Source organism: Barnesiella sp., assembly GCF_022723415.1.
Classification (GTDB): Bacteria; Bacteroidota; Bacteroidia; order Bacteroidales; family Barnesiellaceae; genus Barnesiella; species Barnesiella intestinihominis.
The window spans coordinates 1-5,689 of the sequence record NZ_JAIJHU010000097.1 but is presented as its reverse complement, the minus strand read 5'-3'; the positions used below and the strand labels follow the sequence as shown (position 1 = coordinate 5,689).

The window sequence follows — 5,689 nt, the reverse complement described above, 5'->3', positions numbered from 1 at the left end:
AAGCCGATTAATCGGCTTCCCTCTTTTTTGTTCGAATAAATGGAGAGATATTTTTCAAAATTCCCGTCTCTCCCTCAACACGTTATTCCAACGCAACTTTTTCCAAAATCAAAACCAAATGGTTCCAAAATTTCTCTACCGCCGGAATATGCATCATCTCATCGGGCGAATGAACTCCCCGCAATGTAGGCCCAAATGAAATCATATCGAGCTGAGGATATTTCGTTAAAAACAATCCACACTCCAATCCGGCATGAATAGCCTTGATAGCAGGTGTCTGTTGGTATAATTCTTGATAAGCCTCGACTGCAATATCTTTAATGCGAGAGTGCATATTGGGTTTCCAGCCCGGATACCCGTCGCCATGAGAAGGTTCAGCTCCGGCCAAACGGAACAGACACTCAACTTGATAAGCGATATCGTATTTCTCCGACTCTACCGAACTGCGCTGACTGGTTGCCACGACAATCTTACCCGGCTCGGTCATTTTAACAGATGCCAAATTGGTCGAAGTCTCCACCAAGCCCTCTATATCGTGACTCATGGCTATTACTCCGTGAGGAGCTGCATAAAGAGCGCTTATCAAAGCACGGGCGACTTTATCCTCTATCATAAATTCAGGAGTATCGGCAGTCACCATGTCCACAGTCACATGGGGATCAACTCCGCTCAGTTCAGCAGCGACATCGGCAGCATAATGATTCAACTCGGCTCGAACAGCCTCTTTTTCCTCGGGGTTTACCGCGATGACAGCCATTGCCTCCCGCGGTATGGCATTGCGTAAATTACCACCGTCGATAGCACACAAATGCACTTCGTGACGTTGCATACACAACCATAAAAAACGAGCCAACAATTTATTGGCGTTTCCTCGACCCAAATGAATATCCCCGCCGGAGTGGCCTCCCAAAAGATTCTTTACCTCGACACGTAAATAAAATTTACCGGCGGGTAACGCTTCTTGCTTATATGTAAAAGTCGACGTCGTATCGATACCTCCGGCACAGCCGATAAAAATCTCGGCTTCATCTTCCGAATCGAGATTCAATAAATATTTGCCATCGATCATTCCGGACTCTAACCCGAAAGCTCCTGTCAAGCCCGTCTCCTCATCGACCGTAAACAGAGCTTGTATCCGTCCGTGCTTCAACTCTTCATCGGCAAGAACAGCCATAGCTGCCGCCATACCTATACCGTTATCGGCTCCTAATGTCGTTCCGCGAGCCTTCACCCATTCTCCATCTATATACGTTTCGATAGGATCTCGCTCAAAATCATGCTTCACATCTCCGTTTTTCTCACACACCATATCCATGTGAGCTTGCAATATTACCGTAGGAGCTCCTTCACAACCCGGAGTAGCTTCTTTGGTAATAACTACATTCCCGGTTTTATCGACCTTTACTTCAAGGTTCTGCTCCTTAGCGAAGTTCAATAAAAACTCACGAATACGTTCCTCCTTTTTCGAAGGGCGGGGAACCCCGGTTATCGCATCAAAATAGTGCCAAATTGATGTCGGTTTCAGCTCTTTTATGTCCATACTTTTTATATTTTAGTTGCAATTTGATCACTGCTAAACTTTCTGTATTCGAAGAAATTTATGTTAAAATTCACTCTTTTGCCGATTCTGTCGGCAAAATATTTCCATTCTTCGACCGAAATCACATTTTCCTTTCCTATCTTTGCAAAACAAAGATAATGTAAAAGCACAATCAATGAGTTTGTTTTTGCTATATATCGCTTATCTTTGTTTTACTATACAAATATAGTGAAAGGTAAGAGAAGGACAAAATGGACAAGTCCATTTTTCACTCCGAACCTCGGTCTATATTCGATGTAATCAAATATAGTCAAAATGTGGAATATTTTACTTTTTACCGTAGGGTTTGTTGCAGTGGCTGTCGTTCTTTTGGGAATAAGAGTTTTCTTCGTGAAAGGAGGTCGTTTCCCGAGTTCGCACATCAGCGACAACCGGCATTTACGAAATAAAGGAATCGTTTGTGCTGTATCGACCGATGCCCTAGAACGGAAAAAACGATCTGGTAAACGCAATATAAATTTTTAGACTGATAAATACGAATTATGAAAACATTCACCCTTGCAATCCGGATTACAACTGTGGTTGCCCTTTCTTTATTGATGGTACAATGCGGCAATAAACAGGCTGCTCCGAACCAATCCGTAAGCGATGACACTACTATTTCTTCTTACGGAGACAAACTGCCTATCGCCTATATTAATGTAGATTCTTTGCTTTCAAAATACAACTATGCCAAAGATCTAAATGAAAAGATGATCAACAAGCAAGAAAACGCAAGAGCATCCATCAACGAAAAAGCGAGACAATTGAAGAAAGAACAAGACGATTTTCAACGTAAATATCAAAATAACGCTTTCCTCTCTCCCGAAAGAGCCCAACAAGAATATCAACGATTGGAAAAAAAGGCTGCCGACTTGCAAGAATATGCTCAAAGATTGGAAAACGAAAATATGCTGGAACAACAAAAAATGTTGATGCAAATGAACGACTCGATCAATCTCTTTATCAAAGAATATAATAAAGAAAAGAAATACGAGGCTATCTTCAATAATGCCAGCACGCTTTATATCAATCCTCAATATGACATAACCAACGAAGTGGTCGAACTATTGAATAAGCGATATACTTCTGCAAAGAAATAAAAATTAGGAATTAATCTTTTTTTACAAAACCTGTTACCGAAATGTAGCAGGTTTTATTCATATTATAAAATGAAAAACATCTTCCATCTCATTATTACAGCCGGATTAGTTTCCATACTCCTTGTTTGTTGCCAATCCCAAGAAGGAAAAAAGCAAACAGAATCTTTATACGGAAAACAAATAGTCGCCATCGGCAACAGCATCACAGCGCCCAAAGATTCATGGGCATGGATCACAGCCCAACATTTCGACATGGAACTAACCAACTTAGCCGTGTCGGGAGCCCAATGGACCGACTATCAAGGGACAACTGTCGATACGAATCCGAAACCCGTATACGACGGTGTACACACAAATAATGTCATATCCAATCAAGTATATCGGTTTTTACAACTGATAGTACCCGAAGGTGAAATTATATCGGAAGCCGAAAGAGAAAAATTCCATACTTCCACCCCTGCTCCTTTGACCGGATTAAAAACTAAAAATTCTACATTCGACCCGACTATTGTCATTATATCCTGCGGAACGAACGATAGTTCTAACGGAAAGCCTATCGGAGATCCATCGGAACTGGACAAGCCCTACCAAGAGGCAGACAGAAAAACTTTATATGGAGCTATAAACTGGGCTGTCTCCATCATTCGTAAATACAGTCCCGATACCGAAATCGTATTGCTAACTCCGATCCAGCGTTCTTCTCATTCCCAAAAATTACCGATGTTTGTCGATGCTATCCTGCTTGCCGGAGAAAAACTGAACTGTCCGGCAATCAACATGTATGAAGAATCGGGTATTACAGAAGCCGTTGAAGCCAAAGAGCATAAATATCTTTATGACGGACTGCATCCCAACGCTCTCGGACAACAATTAATGGGAGAAGTCGTTATCAAGCACTTGATAGATTTATATGAAAATAAACAGTAATAGGCACTACTTCATAAACGCCCTTCGTCGAGATAACTGAAATAACCATCTTCACCAACAATGATGTGGTCAAGAACCGAAATATCGAATAAAGCTGCAGCCGACCTTATTTTTTCGGTTACCCTATCATCGGCTTGACTGGGATTAAGATTATTCGAAGGGTGATTATGACACAAAATAACAGCCGATGCCAATTGTTGTAAAGCCGATCGCATAACTAATTTTACATCGACCACCGTCGCAGAAGTTCCCCCTTGACTAACTTTGATCGTATCTATCACCCGATTGGCCCGATTAAGTAGCAAGACCCAAAACTCTTCATGAGGCAAGTCTATCATCTGTCCTCTCAATAAATTATATACATCAGCACTGCCGCTTATCGAAGGTCGTCTGGGCAATTCTTCGTCACGACGCCGCCGACCTATTTCAAGAGCGGCCATAATAGTAATAGCCTTAGCTTCTCCTATTCCCTTAAATGGCTTTACAAAATCGTCCATTCCGTATTTACCCAAGTTGTTCAAGCTGTTTCCAGCCGAATTGAGTATACGTTGGGAGAGTTCAACCGCTGTTTCATCGACATTGCCCGAACCTATCAAAATTGCTATGAGTTCGGCGTTACTCAACGCCCTGATACCGTGTAGCATCATCTTTTCACGAGGACGGTCCTCGATTGCCCATTCGGTAATTTTCAGTTTCTCTCTTTTCTTGTCCATTGCTATTTTCCTTTTCGCAAACGCACCTCTTCTGCCTCGTCCCTACCTCTGCCTAACAGAACTTTATAAAAAAACGCTTTCAGAAAACCCATGCCATATCCCCCCAACTGTATTATACTGGCGACTACCGACAAAGCTGCTATTTTCAACCGTTTGTTCACGCACCATGAAACTAAGAAAACAGCAAACAAATATATCACTAACGGCAAGATAGCCGGCCACCAGAAAAAAGAGGCGATTATCATGGCCAACGTGCCTATGACAAAACATGCCGGAAACCAATGAACCAGTTTCAACGTATCAGGATAGAGTAAATAAAGGGAAATGCGCGACATGCCGAAGATATAAATCTGTCTGAAAAACAAACGCATACTAATTCTTCGTTTATGAAAGACAAAAGCATCGCGAATAAGAGATATACCAAAACCGGCCTGACGAATGCGGGTACTCATATCGATGTCTTCACTGAACATTTCTCTAAATCCCCCGACTCGAGCATAAACCTCTCTCGAAAATCCCATATTGAATGTTCTCGGCGTAAATTTTTCAAGTTGAACTTTTCCGCCTCTGATTCCTCCTGTCGTCAGGAATGACGTCATCGAGTAATTTATTGCCTTCTGAACGTCACTGAACGAATCGTGAGCAGCATCGGGCCCGCCAAAACAATCGGTATAATGCCGATTCAATACTGCATTTAAAGCCTCGAAATAACCTTCCGGAATCACACAATCCGAATCAAAAAAAATGAAATAACTCCCCACGGCTCTTTCCAGCCCATAATTACGGGCTATACTTCGACCCTCGTTTTCTTTATAATAATAGTGTATATCCACTATACTGGCATATCTTTTCACGGCATCGGCACAACATACCGTCGAACCGTCTTCTACTATTATCACTTCAAAATCTTTATAGGTCTGTTTCGACAGACTTTCCAAAAGATCATTGACCTCGTCGGGACGATTATATACCGGAATTATGATCGAAAAATAAGGCATAACGACAATTATTCAGTTTGAGACAAATATAGAGAAAGGTGAGCGCAAAGGCAAACGGAAATCTCATTTCCGATTTGACTCTGCCGAACCGCATCCTATATTCTACAAATATAGTGAAAGTTGAGTGCAGAGACAAGAGGAAATCATATTTCCAGCTTGGTTATGCCGAAACGAATCCTACATTATACAAATATAGGTAAAGTCGAATGCATAAAAACAAACTTGTTTAAGAAGCTGTTTTAAATTTATTGAGAAATAATATTATCATTGCAAGCAGGTATGTTCCGGCCATATTGAACCCCTGTCTTGCATCTTGAATCCCTTGATTTTTGTCAATAGCCCGCTATTGACTGCATATCTCGGACTCCA

At 41.6% G+C, this 5,689-nt stretch carries 6 protein-coding genes; 3 read left to right on the top strand and 3 right to left on the bottom strand.

Translation table 11 applies throughout. The annotated features are described in order from the left end of the window. Positions 1-82: 82 nt before the first annotated feature. Positions 83-1,540: an aminoacyl-histidine dipeptidase gene (locus QVD32_RS12530; RefSeq protein WP_021891967.1), complete on the bottom strand. Its 1,458-nt coding sequence runs from the start codon at positions 1,538-1,540 to the stop codon at positions 83-85. Positions 1,541-1,855: 315 nt separating this feature from the next. Here QVD32_RS12530 and QVD32_RS12525 point away from each other — a divergent pair, with 315 nt between their 5' ends. The 3 genes from QVD32_RS12525 to QVD32_RS12515 all read left to right on the top strand — a co-directional run bounded on the left by QVD32_RS12525 (position 1,856) and on the right by QVD32_RS12515 (position 3,609). After that, positions 1,856-2,065 carry a hypothetical protein gene (locus QVD32_RS12525; RefSeq protein ID WP_021891968.1) on the top strand — a complete coding sequence of 70 codons (210 nt, stop codon included), beginning with the start codon at positions 1,856-1,858 and terminating at the stop codon, positions 2,063-2,065. A 17-nt stretch (positions 2,066-2,082) separates the two neighbouring features. Beyond that, positions 2,083-2,682 (top strand): OmpH/Skp family outer membrane protein, encoded by a 600-nt coding sequence (locus QVD32_RS12520; protein ID WP_021891969.1) that lies wholly within the window; start codon positions 2,083-2,085, stop codon positions 2,680-2,682. A 69-nt stretch (positions 2,683-2,751) separates the two neighbouring features. Continuing rightward, positions 2,752-3,609, top strand: a complete 858-nt coding sequence (locus QVD32_RS12515; RefSeq protein ID WP_021891970.1) for an SGNH/GDSL hydrolase family protein — start codon at positions 2,752-2,754, stop codon at positions 3,607-3,609. A gap of 11 nt (positions 3,610-3,620) precedes the next feature. Here the strand turns inward: QVD32_RS12515 and radC are convergent, their stop codons facing one another. Together radC and QVD32_RS12505 are read right to left on the bottom strand one after the other, a co-directional pair. Further along, positions 3,621-4,322 (bottom strand): RadC family protein, encoded by a 702-nt coding sequence (radC, locus tag QVD32_RS12510; RefSeq protein WP_021891971.1) that lies wholly within the window; start codon positions 4,320-4,322, stop codon positions 3,621-3,623. A 2-nt stretch (positions 4,323-4,324) separates the two neighbouring features. Further along, positions 4,325-5,320, bottom strand: a complete 996-nt coding sequence (locus QVD32_RS12505; protein WP_118686871.1) for a glycosyltransferase — start codon at positions 5,318-5,320, stop codon at positions 4,325-4,327. Positions 5,321-5,689 lie beyond the last annotated feature (369 nt).